Origin of the sequence: Glycomyces arizonensis DSM 44726 (genome assembly GCF_000482705.1) — a bacterium.
GTDB classification, from domain to species: Bacteria; Actinomycetota; Actinomycetes; order Mycobacteriales; family Micromonosporaceae; genus Glycomyces; species Glycomyces arizonensis.
Genome location: NZ_AXWO01000037.1, coordinates 19086 through 35889, shown reverse-complemented (window position 1 = coordinate 35889; position 16804 = coordinate 19086). Strand labels below are relative to the sequence as shown.

13 protein-coding genes are annotated in these 16804 nt (G+C 73.2%); 3 read left to right on the top strand and 10 right to left on the bottom strand.

Annotated features, from left to right (window positions below):
* The first annotated feature begins 5 nt into the window (after positions 1–5).
* The 3 genes from H613_RS0119780 (at position 6) to H613_RS0119770 (ending at position 3707) form a co-directional block, all read left to right on the top strand.
* Entirely contained in the window at positions 6–1940 is a 1935-nt protein-coding gene (locus H613_RS0119780) for a fumarate reductase/succinate dehydrogenase flavoprotein subunit (RefSeq protein ID WP_026925153.1), read from the top strand.
* Positions 1937–2683 (top strand): succinate dehydrogenase/fumarate reductase iron-sulfur subunit, encoded by a 747-nt coding sequence (locus H613_RS0119775; protein ID WP_026925152.1) that lies wholly within the window; start codon positions 1937–1939, stop codon positions 2681–2683. The genes H613_RS0119780 and H613_RS0119775 overlap by 4 nt, the downstream gene beginning before the upstream one ends.
* A gap of 259 nt (positions 2684–2942) precedes the next feature.
* Positions 2943–3707, top strand: coding sequence for a MerR family transcriptional regulator (locus H613_RS0119770; protein ID WP_026925151.1), 765 nt, complete (start codon positions 2943–2945; stop codon positions 3705–3707).
* On the opposite strand, the gene H613_RS0119765 is transcribed toward H613_RS0119770, so the two are convergent.
* The 10 genes from H613_RS0119765 to H613_RS0119720 all read right to left on the bottom strand — a co-directional run bounded on the left by H613_RS0119765 (position 3656) and on the right by H613_RS0119720 (position 16720).
* A complete protein-coding gene (locus tag H613_RS0119765) occupies positions 3656–4927 on the bottom strand; it encodes a hypothetical protein (protein ID WP_026925150.1) in 1272 nt (423 codons plus the stop codon). The genes H613_RS0119770 and H613_RS0119765 overlap by 52 nt on opposite strands.
* 189 nt (positions 4928–5116) lie before the next feature.
* Entirely contained in the window at positions 5117–6286 is a 1170-nt protein-coding gene (locus H613_RS0119760) for a type III PLP-dependent enzyme domain-containing protein (protein WP_051393597.1), read from the bottom strand.
* Complete coding sequence (locus tag H613_RS27870) at positions 6256–7782, bottom strand: IucA/IucC family protein (RefSeq protein WP_051393596.1); 1527 nt, start codon at positions 7780–7782, stop codon at positions 6256–6258. Before H613_RS27870 ends, H613_RS0119760 begins: the two co-directional genes overlap by 31 nt.
* Positions 7779–9158 carry an IucA/IucC family protein gene (locus H613_RS27865; RefSeq protein WP_084546789.1) on the bottom strand — a complete coding sequence of 460 codons (1380 nt, stop codon included), beginning with the start codon at positions 9156–9158 and terminating at the stop codon, positions 7779–7781. Before H613_RS27865 ends, H613_RS27870 begins: the two co-directional genes overlap by 4 nt.
* Before the next feature lie 60 nt (positions 9159–9218).
* Positions 9219–10484 (bottom strand): J domain-containing protein, encoded by a 1266-nt coding sequence (locus H613_RS31820; RefSeq protein ID WP_026925148.1) that lies wholly within the window; start codon positions 10482–10484, stop codon positions 9219–9221.
* Positions 10485–10615: 131 nt separating this feature from the next.
* Positions 10616–12157: a molybdopterin-dependent oxidoreductase gene (locus H613_RS0119740; protein ID WP_026925147.1), complete on the bottom strand. Its 1542-nt coding sequence runs from the start codon at positions 12155–12157 to the stop codon at positions 10616–10618.
* A 63-nt stretch (positions 12158–12220) separates the two neighbouring features.
* On the bottom strand, positions 12221–12766 hold the full coding sequence (locus H613_RS0119735; protein WP_026925146.1) for a hypothetical protein: 546 nt from the start codon (positions 12764–12766) through the stop codon (positions 12221–12223).
* Positions 12759–14645: a dynamin family protein gene (locus tag H613_RS0119730; protein WP_026925145.1), complete on the bottom strand. Its 1887-nt coding sequence runs from the start codon at positions 14643–14645 to the stop codon at positions 12759–12761. Before H613_RS0119730 ends, H613_RS0119735 begins: the two co-directional genes overlap by 8 nt.
* Positions 14642–15208: a nucleotide exchange factor GrpE gene (locus H613_RS0119725; RefSeq protein ID WP_211234897.1), complete on the bottom strand. Its 567-nt coding sequence runs from the start codon at positions 15206–15208 to the stop codon at positions 14642–14644. Before H613_RS0119725 ends, H613_RS0119730 begins: the two co-directional genes overlap by 4 nt.
* A gap of 21 nt (positions 15209–15229) precedes the next feature.
* Positions 15230–16720 carry a dynamin family protein gene (locus tag H613_RS0119720; RefSeq protein WP_026925143.1) on the bottom strand — a complete coding sequence of 497 codons (1491 nt, stop codon included), beginning with the start codon at positions 16718–16720 and terminating at the stop codon, positions 15230–15232.
* Between the last annotated feature and the right edge of the window lie 84 nt (positions 16721–16804).

The window sequence follows — 16804 nt, the reverse complement described above, 5'->3', positions numbered from 1 at the left end:
CTGATATGAGCGAGTACTACACCGACGGCGACCCCGTCGCCGACACCAAGGCCCCCACCGGGCCCATCAACGAACGCTGGGAGCGGCGCCGCTTCACCGGCCGACTGGTCAACCCCTCCAACCGGCGCAAACTGCGCGTCATCGTCGTCGGCACCGGCCTGGCCGGGGCGTCGGCGGCCGCCACGCTCGGCGAGTTGGGCTACCGGGTGTCGAACTACTGCTTCCAGGACTCCCCCAGGCGGGCCCACTCCATCGCCGCCCAGGGCGGGATCAACGCCGCGAAGAACTACCGCAACGACGGCGACAGCGTCTACCGGCTGTTCTACGACACCGTCAAAGGCGGCGACTTCCGCTCCCGCGAGTCGAACGTGCACCGCCTGGCCGAGATCTCCACCGAGATCATCGACCAGTGCGTCGCCCAGGGCGTGCCGTTCGCGCGCGAATACGGCGGCCTGCTCGACAACCGGTCCTTCGGCGGCGCGCAGGTCTCGCGGACGTTCTACGCCCGCGGCCAGACCGGGCAGCAGCTGCTGCTCGGCGCCTACCAGGCGCTGGAGCGCCAGGTCGCGGCCGGCACGGTCGAGCTCCACACCCGCCACGAGATGCTCGAGTTGGTCGTGGTCGACGGCCGGGCCCGGGGCATCATCGTCCGCGACCTGGTGACCGGCGAGGTCACCACCGAGATCGCCGACGCGGTCGTGCTGGCGACCGGCGGGTACGGGAACGTGTTCTTCCTGTCGACCAACGCCAAGGGCTGCAACGTCACCGCCTCCTGGCGGGCGCACCGGCAGGGCGCCTACTTCGCCAACCCGTGCTACACGCAGATCCACCCCACGTGCATCCCGCAGTCCGGCGACCACCAGTCGAAGCTGACGCTCATGTCCGAGTCGCTGCGCAACGACGGTCGCGTGTGGGTGCCGAAAGAACGCGGCGACGACCGCGCCCCGGCCGACATCCCCGAAGACGAGCGCGACTACTACCTGGAGCGGCGCTACCCGGCGTTCGGGAACCTCGTGCCCCGCGACATCGCCTCCCGGGCCGCGAAGGCCGTGTGCGACGAGGGCCGCGGCGTCGGCCCGGGCGGGCTGGGGGTCTACCTCGACTTCGCCGACGCGATCGGCCGCCTCGGCAAGGACGCCGTCGAAGCCAAATACGGCAATTTGTTTCAAATGTACGAAAGGATCACCGGGGAGAACCCGTACGAGCGGCCGATGCGGATCTACCCGGCCGTGCACTACACCATGGGCGGGCTGTGGGTCGACTACGACCTCCAGTCGAACATCCCGGGCCTGTTCGTGGCCGGGGAGGCGAACTTCTCCGACCACGGCGCGAACCGGCTCGGCGCCTCGGCGCTCATGCAGGGCCTGTCCGACGGGTACTTCGTGCTGCCCAACACGATCTCCGACTACCTCGCCGACGGCCCGTTCGCGGCCGTCGACGACGACCATGAGGCGGTCGCGGCGGCGAAGGCGGCGGTGAACGACCGCATCGCGTTCTTCCTGGGCAACGACGGCGACCGCTCGGTCGACTCCTTCCACCGCGAACTGGGCGGCATCATGTGGGAGTACTGCGGGATGGAGCGCACCGACGAGGGCCTGCGCAAGGCCATCGGGCTCATCCGCGACCTCAAGGCCGAGTTCTACAAGCGCGTCAAGGTCCCCGCCACCGGGGCCGAGCTCAACCAGCAGCTCGAGAAGGCCGGGCGCGTGGCCGACTTCTTCGAGCTCGGCGAGCTGATGTGCATCGACGCGCTGCACCGCACCGAATCGTGCGGCGGGCACTTCCGCGCCGAGTCCCAGACCGAGGACGGCGAGGCCAAGCGCGACGACGAGCACTTCTCGTACGTCGCGGCGTGGGAGTTCGCCGGCGAGGAGCCCGTGCTGCACCGCGAAGCACTCGAATTCGAATACGTCAAGCCCACCCAACGGAGCTACAAGTGAAACTACGCCTGCGAATCTGGCGCCAGCCGGGCGCCGACGCCAAGGGCAAGATGGTGTCCTATGTGATCGACGGCGTCTCGGAGGACGCCTCGTTCCTGGAGATGCTCGATGTGCTCAACGAGCGGCTCATCGCCGACGGCGAGGACCCCGTGGCGTTCGACCACGACTGCCGCGAAGGAATCTGCGGGGCCTGCTCGCTGGTCATCGACGGACAGCCGCACGGCCCGCAGGCCGCCACCACGACCTGCCAGCTCCACATGCGCAAATACAAAGACGGCGACACCATCGACATCGAGCCGTGGCGCGCCGGGGCGTTCCCGGTCGTCAAGGACCTCGTGGTCGACCGGTCGGCGTTCGACCGGATCATCGCCGCCGGCGGGTACATCTCCGCACCGACCGGCACCGCCCCGGACGCGCACTCGGTGCCGGTCCCCAAGGCCGACGCCGACGCCGCGTTCGCCGCCGCGGCGTGCATCGGCTGCGGCGCGTGCGTCGCGGCCTGCCCAAACGGCTCAGGCATGCTGTTCATGGCCGCCAAAGTCGCGCACCTGGGACTCATGCCGCAGGGCCAGCCCGAGCGGCACACTCGCGTGCTCGGCATGGTCGCCGAACACGACGCGGCCGGATTCGGCGGCTGCACCAACACCGGCGAATGCGCCGCCGCCTGCCCCAAGGAGATCGGCCTGGACGTCATCGGCCAGTTGAACCGGGACTTCCGCAAGGCCGCCGCCCGCGCCGCCTAAGCAAGGACACACATGTGGCCCCCGGCGTCTCGCCGGGGGCCACACGCGCTTCCTGCCCCGCGTGAACGGGGAGCACTCGTCAGGTCAGGCCGCGCCGTCGGCTCACCCCACCTGCGTGGGGAACATCCACCATGAACAACGAGGCAGCACCGGCCCGGTAGCGGCCTTCCACGGTGATGCGCGTCTCTCGGATGCATCCTTGCGGTTGACGTAGCGTCAGCTTCTAGCGTCGAAGGCACATCGACGAGAAAGGAAGCCGATGCGAACCTGGTCGACCGCCGAGGTGTCGAAACTGGCCGGAGTCTCGGCCCGCACCCTGCGCCACTACGACGCGATCGGACTGCTCGAACCCGCCGAGGTCGGCCACGGGGGCCTGCGCCACTACGGCCAGGACGAACTGCTGCGCCTCCAGCAGATCCTGCTGCTGCGGCGCCTCGGGCTCGCCCTGGGCACCATCGGCGACATCCTCGACGGCGGCCTGGACACCACCGAGGCCCTGCGCCGCCACGCCGACTGGCTCGCCGAGGAACGCCGACGCCTCGACCGCCTCGCCTCCAGCGTCGATGCCACCATCCGACAACTCGAAGGAGGCCAACCCATGGCACCCGAAACCTGGTTCGAAGGACTCGACGCCCACCGCCAATCCGAATACGACGCCGAAGCGCGCCGCCGCTGGGGCCAAGCGGCCGTCGAGCAGGCCTACACCATCATGCGGGAGATGACCCGCGAGGAACGCGCGGCGATCCCGGCCGAGTTCGACTCGCTCAACCGCCGCCTGGCCGCCCTCCTCGCCCAAGGCCGAGGCGTCGGCGACGGCGACGTCGCGGCCGTCATCGCCGACCACTACCGGCTCATGGAGCGGCTGTGGGGGCGCCTGCCGACCGCCGAGGCGTACAAGGAGCTCGGGACGCTCTACACCGACGACCCACGCTTCAACGAGACCTACGAGGCCGTCGCCGCGGGCCTGGCGCTCTACCTGCGGGACGCCATGCACGCCTGGGCCGAGGAGCACCTGACCGCATAGCGACACCGGCGGGCCGCGCATCGCGGCCCGCCGCGGCGCAGTAAACGGCGCGGCCCGTAGACCTCGATGAACTTCATCGCCGCGGCCACCAGCACCCCGTCGGCCGCATGGCGCGAGCGCAGCCGCTCCAGCAGCTCGGCCAAGACCCCGGCCAGGTCGGCGGCGAGGTTCGGGCGGCGGGCGACCGCGTCGGTCAAGGCCATGAGCATCCCCAGCCACACCGGGCCGTGGTCGCGGAAGTTCAGCCGCAGGTTCCGCTCGCCCTCCCGGTCGGCCGCCGAGAGCAGATAGTGGATCTCGGTGGCCATCCGCCACGCCAGCGCCGGATGCGAGGAGCGCAGGTCGTCCACGGCCACGGCGACGGCGTGGAGCGCGACGGGGGCCAGGCCGGGGTCGCATCGCGCCGAGACCGCCGGCGGGGCGTCGTGCGCGACCGGGTCGGGGCACAGCCGGTCGATCAGGTTCGCATCGGCGAAGGCGCCGAGTCGGCCCGCCGCGGTCAAAGCGGCCCGCAGCGTCAACGGCGGCCCGCCCACCGCGGCAGCGGGCCCGGCGTCGGGGAAGTGCTTGGCCAGCAGCGAAGCGGCCGAACGGGCATAGGCGGCCCGGCCCGCGGCGGTGTGCAGCTCGACCGCCAGCCCCAGCACGTCGCGCAGGTAGTCCAGGCGGGCGGTGTCCTCGATCTCGTCGGGCATCGCCAGGATCATGCGGGCGGCCTGGTCGGCGGCGCCGACGGCGAGGTCGGGGTCGGCGGTGCGGTGGAGGATGCGGGCGTTGCGGGCCAGGGCGGCGGCCAGGTGCCCGAACTCGGAGGAGGCCGGATCGGCCGCATCGCGCCGGTCATAGGAGCGGACGGCGTCGTCGCCGCGCACGGCGGCGCTCAGCAGGTGCCCGGCCCGCAGGTGCGCCTCGGCCAGGTCGAGCTCGGCGACGGCGATCAACGTGCGGGGCCGGTCGAGCTCTCTCAAGTGGACGAGGCGTTCGGTCAGGGCCGCGGCGCCGCGGGCGTGGTCGCCCAGGGCGTGCTCGGCGTCGGCGATGTGCTCGAGGAGCTCGGCCAGTTCCCCTCGGGCGGCGTCGTCGCCGCCGTGGGTCTTGAGATGGGCGCGGTATTCGGCGGCGGCGCGGTGGTAGCCGGTCAGGGCGGTCCGGTGGTTGCCCGCCGAGGCCAGCCGCGCCGCGTCCCGGTGCGTCTTACGGGCGTGACGCTTGTTGGGCATGACTGCTCCTCAAAAGGAGAAGGGGGATCTCAGAGGCTCTTAGATTGTCATGTGGCACGTGATGTGCGCCACCCGACCCGCCGTAGTGCGCCCGGAATGGTGAGCCGCAGTGGGCAATACCGTGGCAATCCGGGTGCGGCGCACCGCTCGGCGCCGGTATCTCATGGTAGACCCGGGTGCGGGCGCCGCTCAGGCGCCGTCGATGACGACCTGCAGGGGCCTTTGGTGGTCGAGGAACCGGTCGTGGGAGATCTCCCAGCCGTAGGCGCCGGCGTTGCCGAACAGGAGCCGGTCGCCCACCGCGATCGAATCGACCCGCTGAGCGGCGTTGAGGACGTCGCGGGGCGTGCACAGCTCGCCGCACACGCGGATCTCGACGTCGTCGAAGCGGGTGCGGGGCCAAGGATGGTCCCAGTGGCCGGTGGGGACGACGGTGAACGGGTGGGAGTAGCCCCAGGCGGCCGGGAGGCGGAAATGGTGGATCCCGCCGCGAACCAGCGCGAAGGCCTGCCCGGCGACCGTCTTGAGGTCGACGACCTCGGCGAGGTACCAGCCGGCGGCGGCCGCGAGGTACCGGCCGGGCTCGAACACGAGCTCGACACCGCCGGTGTCCAGCCCGGCCAAGCCGTCCGCGAGCGCATCGAGGTCGATCGTCTCGCCCCGCGGGTCGGCGCCCAGGCCGCCGCCGACGTTCACATAGCGCAGGTCGATGCCGGTCGCCTCGGCGGTGCGGCGCGCCCAGGCGACCGATCCGGTGACGTGGTCGGCGTAGGCGAGGGCGTCCAGGCAGTTGGAGACGGCGTGGAGGTGGAAGCCGGTCACGTCCAGGCCCAGACCGGCCGCATGGGCGGCCGCGGCCGCCACCTCGCCGGGGTCGATGCCGAACGGGGTCGCCGTCCCGGTCATGCGGTGGCTGCCGGGCAGGGGGCGGCCGCGGTTGACGCGCAGCGCGACCGGCCCGGCGTATCCGGCCTCGGCCAGGCCGTCGAGCTCGTGGAGCGTCTCGACGTGGACGCACAGGTCCGCCTCGGTCTCGGCGGCGCGGGCGAAGTCGCGGCCGGTCTTGGCCGGGCCGGAGAATGCCAGGCGACTCGCCCCGGCGTCGAGGGCCTGGGCGATCTCCCCGGCCGAGGCGCACTCGATGCCGTCGGCGCGCTCGACGGCGGCGGCCAGGACCGCCGGGTTGGCGCAGGCCTTCATGGCGTACAGGATCGTGTGGCCCTCCAGGGCGGCGCGGAGGCGATCGAGCCGGTCGGTCAGGCGGGCGGGCGAGTAGATCCAGGCGCACGCCGGGGAGGGCAGGTGGCGGGCGAAGTCGGCCACGCCGCTCAGCTGCGGTGCAGGGGGTTGTCCACCCATGTCTCGGCCTCCGTTCCGGGATGGAGCCGCATCGTCAGCAGCGCCTTGGTCGGCATCCGTTCGGCCAGGTAGGCGTCGCGGTCGGCCTCGGGCAGGTCGAGTCCGGCGACGAGGTCGGCCAGGTCGGCCCAGAACCGGTGCTCGTCCAGCCCGCAGTCGCGGGCCAGGACGGTGACGATCGCGGCCAGCTGGTTCTGGAACAGCGTATAGGCCACTTTCGCGCGCACGGCCGCCCGGCCGGAGGCGGCGACGGGGCTGCCGTCGGGCAGGTCGAGGTCGAAGGGCAGGTCGGGGCGGTGCAGGCGCACGCCGCCCAGGTCGCGGGTGATGAGCCGGACCGGCACAGGCCCGTCGAAGGCGATCAGGCTGTTCTGCAGGTGTGCTTCGAGGCCGATCCCGGCGTGGGCGGCCAGGCGCAGCACGGGCGGGACCACCAGGGCCGCATAGGAGCGGATCCAGTCCTCGGCGCCGCCGGCCCAGTGGGCGTACTCGGCGGCGAGGGCGAGGCCGGTGACCGGGGAGGTCGTGCACAGCGCCGAGGCGGGGACCACGACCGTCCCCGGCGGGGCGGCCTCGCCCAAGGGGGCGCGGGCGATCGCGGTGAGGTCGCGCGAGCCGGGCAGCCAGGCCCCGGACCGGTCGGCGGCGATCGCGTGCGTCTTGTCGCCTTCGATGAGGCGGGCGAGTGCGGCGGTGAGGGCGGGCGCGAGCTGCGCGGTCGCCGGTGAGATGTCGCGCCTGGTGGAGGTGATGTGGATGCCGAGCGCGAGTTTGAGGTGGCCGGGGCGCTTCGCTCCGCAGAGGGTGCGGACGGCGGCGGTCGGCCAGGCCGGGACGACGGTATCGAGCAGGCGCAGGCGGCCGGTGTCGAACAGGCGACGGTGGGCCGGGAGGATCCGGTGTTCGAGCTGCCAGGGGTGGACCGGGACGACCGGGTCGGGCAGGTCGAGGCCGGTGAGCATCGCGTGGTCGCGGAAGTCGGTGCCCGAGCGGGCCAGGAGCCCGGTCGGGTCGGCCAGGAGCCGCACACCGACCGGGCGGGGCGTCTCGACGTCGAACCGGGTGAAATCCGCGGCCTGCCAGCCGAGGCGGGTGCGGGCGCACGGGTGGAGCTGGTGGCCGTCGGTAGCGAGGGTCTCCAGGAGGCGGGCGGTGGCATCGGCGTCGCGTTCGCACGAGGCGAGGAGCCGGGCCAGTGAGGCGGCGCCGGTGCGGGCGGCGAGGGCCGCAAGATGGTGGCGGCGCCGCTCGCCGCGGACGGCGGCGATGGCGTGCCCGGCCTCGGCGGAGGCGAGCTCGGCGGCCAAGTGGCCCGGGGCGCTTTCGCCGAGGATCGCCTCCAGGGCCTCGGCCGGTCCGATGTCCGGGGTGTCGGTGACGGTGAGCTGATTGAACGCGCCTTCGCGGGCGGTGAACGGGAAGGGCGAGGGGCGGGTCCGCAGATCGGCGAGGTTCTCTCTCCATGCGGCGGCGAGGATCTTCGCGGTGAGGTTCACGCGTCCGCCAGCGGATTGCCGACGCGGGCCCAGATGTCGGTGAGCGGGTCGTCGGCCAGGCGCATCGCGGTGGTGGCCTTGATCGGCCACGTGGGCGCGAACAAGGCGGCGGCGAGCGCGGGCGATGCGGCGGCGACGTCGCGGGATGCGGCGGCGACGGTCTTCCACCACCGGCCGGGATCGGTGCCGGTCCAGTCGGCGAGGGCCTCGACGAGGGCGGTCAGGGTGGTGGGGAAGAGGGCGGCGATGAGTTTGCGGGCGCGTTCGGCCTCGTCGTCGCAGCCGATCGCGCCATGCAGGACACGGCCCGGGTCGGGGACGCGGACGCCGCCGAGGTCGCGGTAGACCAGACGGGCCGGGCGCCCCGCGGTGTCGAAGGCGACGAGGGTGTTCTGGCCGTGGGCCTCCAAGGCGGCGCCGGTGGCCGCGAACAGCCGCAGCGGCGCGCAGACGACGTCGACCAGGGCAGCCCACCAGCGGTCGAGCTCACCTCCTGCGATGGCGGCGGCGATGGGGCGGCCGGTGGCCGGGCACGGCTCGGCCAGGGCCGCCACCGGCGCGATCCGGTCGCCGGCGAGGGTGTGGGGGGCGGGGCGGAGGATCGCGGCCAGGTCGCTGCGGGGGCCGTCCGGCCCGTGGACGGCGGCGGCGGTCTCGGGCAGGAGGGTGATGCCGCAGCGGGCGGCGGGGGCGGCGAGCCGCGCCGACAATATTGGTCCGTTGTGGACCGCAGCGGGCGAGACGTGGCGGACCGCGGAGGTCAGCTGGAGGTCGACGGCGCATTTGACGTGCCACCGGCCGGTCGCGATCGTGCGCAGGCTCGTCAACGGCGCCGCACCGTCCCACGAGGCTGCGGGCGAGCCGAGGCGGTGGCGTTCGGCCTGCCAAGGGTGGAGCGGCAGCAGCGGGCCGACCTCATCGCGCACCGGCCAGTCGGGACCCGCGCGCAGGCCGTCGACGCGGTACAGGCCCAAGGCGATGCGGGGCCGGTGCTCGGGCGCGAACGCCCGGATCTGCGATGCGTCGAGGACCCCGCGGGAGCGGGCCAGCGGGTGGACGGGGTGGCCGAGGACGACGGCCTGCTCGAACCACACGGTCGGGTCGGCGTGCGCGGCCCGGGCGTGCGCCCACACCTCGGCCGGGTGCGCCTCGGCGGCGTCGAGGGCGAGCGCGGTCCCAGTCACGGCCGCATCGATCTCGGAGGCGAAGCGGGCCGCGTGGGCCGATCCGGCGCTGACCGCCGCGGCCGCCTCAGCGGCCGAAGCAGCGCGGTCGGGGGCCGGGAGGTGTTCGCGTGCGGCGGCCAGGCGCAAGCGGTCGGCGACGATCGCGTCAGCGCGGCGGATGGCGTTCATATCGCCTTGCACTGTACTCATCCAGGCACACAGTACTCATTTCAGTGCTCACTTCGGGCCCACAGTGGCCCGTGCGTTCGGTCACGCGCGCACGGCGGGGGCGCGCGAGGCCGAGCGCTGCGCGGGGACGGCGGCCAGCCGCAGGCGCAGCGACTGGAGCACCGGCAGGTCGTAGTGGCCGCCGCCGTCGGCCAGCCACAGGCCGATGTCGGCCGCGGCAGTGGCGACGGCGGCATCGTCCACGCCGCCGTCGAGTGTGGTCGGGCCCTGTTCGGGGAGGGTCGGCCACAGCACCCAGCCGTGGACGTGGGCGCCGGGCAGTTCGGCCCCGATCCGCTCGACGGCGGCGGCGAGGTTGTCGGCGTCGGCGTCGCCGACCTCGCGCCCGACCGGGGCGCACAGCAGCGCGAGCCGGTCGCCGCACACGATCGCGTGCGGCACGCGCACCGACTCGGTGGCCGGCAGCGACACGAACAATCGAGCGGCGGGCAGGTTCGTCAGCACTTCGCGCAGCAGCCGTCCGGTGGGCCGGTCGGCCTTGGGGCGGGTGCCGGCCGGGCCGAACGCGTTGAACTCGCGCAGGGCCGCGCCGACCGAACGGCGCAAGGCCCCCGCCCAGCGCACGCGCCGCACCGGCCAGATCAGGGCCGCGCCGCACAGCGCGAACACCGCCAGCCACCAGCCCAGCCAGGAGCCGGGCCCGGCCGACCAGACCGCGGCGGCGCCGAACAGGACGGCGAGGGCGATGCGGGTCTTGGGCACCGGCGGCGGGGCGTGGGGGGCGGTGCGGCGAGCGCGCGCGACATGGGTGAGGACGGCGATCGCCCACCCCAGGGCGATGGGGATCGCCAGGGCCCGGATCGGCAGCGGCGCACCGGTGTCGAGCGCGGCGGCGCAGAAGGCGAACCCGGCGACGACCCACAGCGCGAACAGGGCCCCCAGTCCCGCCATTTCTGTCCACAGTGAAGGTTTAGTGGTGGTGCGGCGGCGTTGCAGCCGCGCATGCCAGGGGACGGCCACGAGCGCACCGGGACCCCGATCGGCCGAGGCGGTATGAGCCGTGTCGGGCCTGACGGTCCAGCCGCGGACCTTGCGGTGCGAGGGCCGGGCCGCGGCCCGCCCGTACCGCTTGGCGGCGCGGCGCCCGAACCGCAGCAGGTCGTACTCGCGGCGCAGCCCCGGATGCGAGAGCGTCTCCCAGGCCGCCTGGACCTGGTGGAAGGCGCCCTCGTCGCCGCCGCGGTCGGGGTGGGTCTCCCTCAGGCGGCGCCGGTAGGCGGCCTGGATCTCGCCACGCGGGGCCTCCGGGCTCACCCCGAGGATGCGGTAGTGGTCTGGTTCGTTCACCACACGGCTCCCGGTCGGTCGTACGGGGATGGGTCGACGCGGAAGTGAGGGGCCTGGCCGCGCCGAGTCGACGGTAATGGAGCCAATCTACCGCCGGTCCGCCTTTTTTGGTGCCGCCAGGTCCAAGAAATTCACGCTACGGTGATCTTGACATTGTGGAGGCCGGTCGCCCCCGACGGTTTGGGCGGCGCGACCTCGTCGGTCTGCACCCTGCCGTCGCCGTCGGTGGCGCGGACGGTCAAGGTGTGGTCGCCCGATTCGGCGTCCCAGTCGTATCGCCACTGCCGCCACGTGTCGTCGGTGGCGACATCGGACAGCTCGCATGCGGTCCACGGGCCGTCGTCGACTTTGAGCTCGACGGCGCTGATGCCGCGGTGCTGCGCCCAGGCGACCCCCGCCACGGTCACCGTCCCCGCGTCGGCCTTCGACCCAGGGGTATCGATGCGCGAGGCGGTGTGGACCGGCGCCGGCAAAGCCCAGTCGCGTTCGATCCAGTACGGGTCGTAGGCGTCGAACGTGGTCAGTTCGAGGTCGACCAGCCACTTGGTGGCCGAGACGTACCCGTACAGGCCGGGCACGACCATGCGGGCGGGCCAGCCGTGGTCGACCGGCAGCGGCGCGCCGTTCATGCCGACGGCGATGAGCGCGTCGCGGCCGTCGAAGACCATCGAGGCGGGGGTGCCGGCGGTCCAGCCGTCGGCCGAGCGGGAGACGAGCTGGTCGGCCGCGGGGTCGGGGTCGGATTCGGCGAGCAGGTCGGCCAGGGAGACGCCGATCCAGCGGGCGTTGCCGACCAGGGAGCCGCCGACGGGGTTGGAGACGCAGCACAAGGTGATGTCGCGTTCGATCAGTTCGCGGCCGAGCAGGTCGTCGAAGGTGTAGGTGCGGACCTGCCCGACCATGCCGTGGACGCGCAGCTCCCAGGACTCGACGTCGACGGCCGGGGAGGTGATGGCGGTGTCGATGCGGTAGAAGTCGCCATTGGGGGTGCGCCAGGGCGCCAGGCCCGCGACGTCGAGGTCGGCGCCGGGCCCGGGGTCGGTGGCGGGCAGGTCGGGTTCGGGGACGGTGAAGGCGTCGCGGTCGGCTTCGACCGAGCCGGGGCCGAACCGGCGGGCCAGCAGCGTGGCGGCGAACGCGGCCGCGCCGATCCCGGCGACCGCCGCGAGGAACCGGCGCCGCCCGCTCGCGTCGCGCGCCGCGCCGCGGGTGGCCCACCAGTGCAGGCAGGCCGCGGCCCACGCTCCGGCGATGATCGAGGGGAGGGCCGCGGCGGCGCCCAGTTCGGGCCGCGTGATTGCCGCGGCGGCGCCCGCGGCCGCGAGGACGGCGGCGATGAGGGCCCCGGCGATCGGGGCGCGGCGCCAGGCGAGTCCGGCGACGGCGCCGGCGAGGGCGAGGGCGAAGGCGATGCCGGTCTGCAGCAGCGGCTTGTCGGCGGTGCCGAACGTCTCGATGCCCCACTCGGTGACCTCGGGCGGGGAGAAGGCGATGACGACGTCGCTGATCGCCGACAGCGGGGCGGCCCGGGGCAAGAACAGGGCGGCGGCGAGGTGTCCGGCGATCAAGCCGGTCACGGCCGCGATGACACCGGCGGCCGCCCAGGCGGCGGCCGGTCCGGCGGGCGCCTCGGCAGTACGGTCCGGGCTGGTGGAGGCGGTGTGGTCTGTCACCCTTCCATCTTCCACGCGGCCGGTGCCGACGCGGCGGTGCAGGCGCTTACGCTTTGCTTACATTCACCGCTCCCAGAACCGCGAGAGCGCCTCGGAGGCGACGTCGTCGAGGTCGGCGGCGGCGAAGTCGGAGGATTCGACGGTGTTGACCCACGGTTCGGTCTCGGTCTCGCCGAGCGAATCGAGGTCGACCCACGGGTAGCCGTCGACCGGTTCGGGCACGTCCAGGTCCAATTCGGGCGGGAACGCGGCCGGGTTGTCGGCCTCGGCGACGAGCGTGTCCTCGTGCGTCGCCGCGTAGGCGGTCTCGTCCGCGTCGGCCTCGGCAGGTTCGTCGTCGAAGTCGTCGTCGACGTCGAACGCGTCGTCGATCCCGTCCTCCAGGCCATCCGAGGCGTCGTCGAAGTCGAACGCGTCGAGGTCGTCCCCGCCGCCGACCGGGGCGTCCTCGAAGTCGTCGAAGGGGGAGGAGGGGCCGTCGTCGCCGTCCATGGCCGCATCGCCCATAGGGTCGTCATCGCCCATGGCATCGTCGTTGACGGCACTGTCGAACCCGTCGTCGGGCCCGCCCTCGCCGCCGCCGTCGGCGAACTCGTCGAACTCATCCATCGCCATCCTCCTCGCCTGGCACGAGCGTGCGGGCCTTCGCCAGCACCTCGTCAAGCTGCTTCACCTTCTGCGCCATCGAATCGCGACGTTGCTTGAGGGCGTCCTTCTTCTTCGCGCGGGCCGCCTGGTCGGCCTTCGCGGCCGACTCGGCCGCCGAGATCCGCGCGTCGTACTCCGCGCCGCGACGCTCCAAAGCGTCGTCGAGCGTGGAGTTGAACACGAACTCGACCTCGGTGAAGCGGAACCCGATCTCCTCGTTGAGATTCGCCCGCGCCTCGGCGACCACGCGCTGGATCCACTGCTTCGCGGCCTGGCGGTTGCCCTGGATCTTCCGCCGGTACAGCAGGAACGCCGCCGCGGCGAGCCCCACGCCGATGCCCGAGGCCGACAGGGCGACCGCGCCGATCCCGGTCAAAGCGCCGAGGCCGACCGCGCCGGCCCCCATCGAGACCGCCCGCCCGGCCATCATCGCCACACCCGCCGAGGAGGCCATGAGCAGCGCCCCGTCGTTGTTGGCGTCTCTCCTGGCCCGCCCCGAGGCGGCCGCGCGGAGCCCGGCGGAGATCGAACTGGTCGCCTGGCGCAGCTCGTCGTCGTTGAACACCTGCCGCAGCACCCGTTCGGCCAGCAGCACGAACCGCTGGTGCAGCTCACCGGACAAGCGCGCGGCGATGCCCTGCAAGGCGATGTCGACCCGCTGGGGGAGCGATTCGAGCGCGTTCTTGTTGGCCTTCTCGACCTCGTCGATCAGCGCCTCCTCCAACTGCTGGAGGTGGGCCCGCAGACGGCCCTGCACTTCGATCTTGGCCCGCTGGGTCTCCACGCGCAGCGCCAGGTTCGCCTTCTTCGTCTCCCCGCGGCGGGTCGCCAGGACCTGCTTCTTCTCCTCTTTGAGGCGATTGGCCGAGGCGGGGTCGGGGTCGTAGGCCTTCATGTCGGCCTGCGCCGAGGTGGCCAGGCGCGCGAACTCGGTGCGCACGGCCCGCACGACGTTGGCCGCCACCAGGGCCTTCCCGGCCGTGGCCACGCGCACCAGCGCCCGCTGGAGCTTGCCGATGCCCGACTCCTTGGCCAGAGCCTGGCGGGTGGGGCCCTGGGAGGCCAGGGCGTGCTGGGCGAGCATGGCCGAGACCGGGAAGTGCGGGGCGTGGCGGAACCGGGGCGCGTGCGCCTCGATCAGGGCCCGGTTCTCCTCCAGCACGGTCCGCCACCCCGGATAGGTGTCGGTCTTGGTCAACACGAACACCACGAAGTTGACGCGCCGGGAGGCCTCGGAGAGGAAGTCCAGCTCGGTCTTGGCCATCGGGGACGAGGCGTCGGTGACCATGATGAGACACGTCGCCCGGGAGACCGCTTCGAGCGCGATCTGGGCGTGGTCGGGGTCGAGCCCGCCCGTCCCCGGCGTGTCGACGATGGACAGGTGCTTGAGCAGCGGCGCGGGGTGCCCCACGAGCATCCGCCGCGGCGGGACCATCCCCGGCGGCATCGTGCCCAGGCGCGTCGCCCAGTTCCGCAGGTCGCCCACGCCCAGAAGCATCGGGTCGGCCGCTCCGGGCTGCCAGGCGCGCACCGAGGCCTGCTCGGCGTGGGAGAACTCGAGGTAGGCGGTGGTGGCGACCGCGGCGTCCACCGGCGACAGGCCCGGCGTCCCGAGCAGCGCGTTCACCAGCGACGACTTGCCCCGCTTGGTCTCACCGACGACGACGGCCACGGGCTTGTCGGGCTGCCAGCGGGCGACCTCGTCGACTTCGGCGGCGGCCTTGGCGTCGACCGACCGCAGCGAGGCGTTCCCGGCCTTGGCGGCCTTGGCGCACAGCTTGTGGATCTGCGCGGCCGGGTTCGGCTTCGGTTTCGGCTTGGCCTCGGTGGCGGTGGTCATGCCCGCACCTGCCCGCGGTAGACGGTGACGACCGGGTGGCGCAGCAGCCGCCCGCGGTCGGCGTAGCCGACGGTCTCGGTGCGGGCGATGATGCCGTCCTCGGCGGGCCCGGGCGCGGCGACGGTGGCGCCGGCCTCGTGGACGGCCGGGTCGAACCGCTGCCCGGTCGCGTCCACGGCGGCGACGCCGACCTTCTGGAACGTCTGGTCGAGCTGGGAGGCCAGGGCCGGGGAGGTGGCGCGGTCCCGCATCCAGATGCACGCCTCCACCAGCGTGCTCCGGTCGGTCAGGGCCTGGGCGGCCCGGGCCGGCTCGGCCAGCTGCGCGGCCGGGATCGGCCCCGAGTGCGGACCGACGCCCGGCATCACCGGCGCCGCAGCGGCGGGGGGCGGGGTGAGGGACCGGCCGGTGGCGACGGCGACGACGGCGGCGACGGCGACCGGCCCGCAGGCCAGGACGAAGGTCCGCCACGTGAGTTCGTCGGCGATGAACACGGCGCCCAGGCCGGCGGCGGCAAGGCCGACCAACGCCCCTACCAGGGGCCCGCCGAGTCGAGTCGTCACAATATGCTCCTTAGTTCTCTCTCAGCCGAGACGTTGGGCCAGTAGATGGAAACCACGATGCACCACGTTCGCCACCCGCGCCTGGGCCGGCGTGGCCCCGCCGTTGGCGAACGCCCGCCAGCGCGCGGCGGCCTCGATCGCGGCGCGCCGCAGCTGCGGCCGGGCCGCCGAGGGCAGGCCCAAGACGACACCGGCGTCGTCGGTCAGAGCGAGCCGGGCGACCTCGGCCTCCATGTCCTCGGGCAGGGCGACCTGCCCGGTGGTGACCGACGCGGCCGCCTCCAACAGCGGCAGCCGGTGGTATTCGGGCCGGGCCACGATCGACTCGACCGCGCCCCGCAGCAGGTCGCGGTCGCCCGGCGGCCCTGAGGCGGCCGCGGCGTCCAGGCGCGAGAGCGCCCACCCGGCCTTGATGACATCGGCGCGGACCCCGAAGATCTGGTGCAGCGTGGTGCGCAGCCGCGGGAACCCCGAGGCGGCGAACAGCAGCCGCACCAGCTCACCGGTGGCCAGGTGCGGATTGGCCTGCAAATGCGCGATCGCGAAGTGGATGCCGTACAAGTCCAGGCGCTCGAGCAGGCGGCGCCGCTGGTCCTCGCCGACCGGGCCCTCGGTGGAGGTGAACAGCCCCGCCGAGGCGAGCATGAGCGCCCGCTTCTCCTCGTCGAGCCCGGCGAGGGTGCGCAGGGCCTCGCAGTCGGCGGCGGTCAGCAGGCCCGCCTCGGCCGTCTCGGCCAGCAGCCCCACCACCGGCACCACGTCGCACACGGCGCGCCGCAGGATCGCGGCCTGGTCGGCGGCGATCGGCCCGGCCACCGGCCACGGGTCCTGCCCGGGCCCCGGCGCGAGCTTGTCGGCCTTGTTGTACAGGGCGAGGGAGTTCATCGGGGAGCTCGACAGCTGCTGGGAGGCCTTGGCGAACGCCTCGAGCGCGTCCACGTCGTCGGCCCGCACCTGCTGGGTGAACACGTAGATGATCGCCTCGGCACCGGCCACGGCCTCACGGGAGTCGTCGTCGACGTCGTCGGCCATGGGCGCGGCGAACAGCATCTCGCGGGCCGCATCCGAGATGTCGGTGTTGATCGACTGCAGACCGGGCGTGTCGACCACGATCAGATCCCGCAGACTGTCCGAGGACAACTGGACATCGATCAGGGCCGCGTCGTCGGCCGGGATCGGCAGCGTCGTCGGAATCATCCCCGCGGCGTCCAACGGCACCGCGTGCTTGCCGCCGCGCCGGTCGATCACGTCGACCCGGTCGGCCGGCCCGTAGCGGAACTGGGTCACCACCCGCGTGCACTCCCCGGCCGCGGTCGGGGCGACGCGGCGGCCGATGAGCGCGTTCACCAGCGTCGACTTCCCGGCCTTCAAACGCCCGGCGACGGCGACTCGCAACGGCTGCCCCAGACGGGAGGCCACCTCCTCGACGACGGCACGTGAGGAGTCGCTGACCTTCCCGGACAGCTCCTCGCACATGCTCGCCACACTCGTGGTGAGTTGCCCTGCCACCATACTGACGCGTCCGCCCTTTCGTCCGTCTCGCATGCCGCGTGGCCGACGCCGGTCTGCGGCATCGAAGTTTCCGCAATATCATGA

Bases quoted from the DNA above. Each gene is read 5' to 3' on its own strand.
- H613_RS0119765 (WP_026925150.1), bottom strand. From the start codon at position 4,927: ATGCCCAACAAGCGTCACGCCCGTAAGACGCACCGGGACGCGGCGCGG.
- H613_RS0119760 (WP_051393597.1), bottom strand. From the start codon at position 6,286: ATGGGTGGACAACCCCCTGCACCGCAGCTGAGCGGCGTGGCCGACTTC.
- H613_RS0119770 (WP_026925151.1), top strand. From the start codon at position 2,943: ATGCGAACCTGGTCGACCGCCGAGGTGTCGAAACTGGCCGGAGTCTCG.
- H613_RS27865 (WP_084546789.1), bottom strand. From the start codon at position 9,158: ATGAGTACAGTGCAAGGCGATATGAACGCCATCCGCCGCGCTGACGCG.
- H613_RS0119720 (WP_026925143.1), bottom strand. From the start codon at position 16,720: ATGGTGGCAGGGCAACTCACCACGAGTGTGGCGAGCATGTGCGAGGAG.
- H613_RS0119735 (WP_026925146.1), bottom strand. From the start codon at position 12,766: ATGGATGAGTTCGACGAGTTCGCCGACGGCGGCGGCGAGGGCGGGCCC.
- H613_RS0119730 (WP_026925145.1), bottom strand. From the start codon at position 14,645: ATGACCACCGCCACCGAGGCCAAGCCGAAACCGAAGCCGAACCCGGCC.
- H613_RS0119780 (WP_026925153.1), top strand. From the start codon at position 6: ATGAGCGAGTACTACACCGACGGCGACCCCGTCGCCGACACCAAGGCC.